Annotated in this window: 1 pseudogene; it reads right to left on the reverse strand. The window is 62.5% G+C overall.

Annotated elements, in window-relative coordinates:
- Positions 1–80: 80 nt before the first annotated feature.
- A pseudogene (locus tag SB772_RS42520) lies at positions 81–261 on the reverse strand (GNAT family N-acetyltransferase); the annotation flags it as partial.

Below are 261 nucleotides of genomic sequence, written 5' to 3' on the forward strand. Positions count from 1 at the left end.
GGGCTGTTTGCCGGATTGCTGGTGATTGCCGCTCTGGCGGCGCTGGCGATCGATGCGGAAACGCGCCAGGCTTCGCTTAGTTAGGGTTCGAAGCGCTTCTTCAGCCAAGTGAAGGTGTGGCCGCCGGCGAATTCGCCGAGCACGCCGATCGTCTCATAGCCATAGCGCTGGTAGACCTTCAGGGCGTCCGGGCTCATCGTATCGATAAAGGCGCCGATGCAGCCGCGGCGCTTCGCTTCGTCTTCCGCCATCTCAAGCAGC

It is taken from the genome of Paraburkholderia sp. SIMBA_030, from assembly GCF_046535245.1.
Classification (GTDB): domain Bacteria; phylum Pseudomonadota; class Gammaproteobacteria; order Burkholderiales; family Burkholderiaceae; genus Paraburkholderia.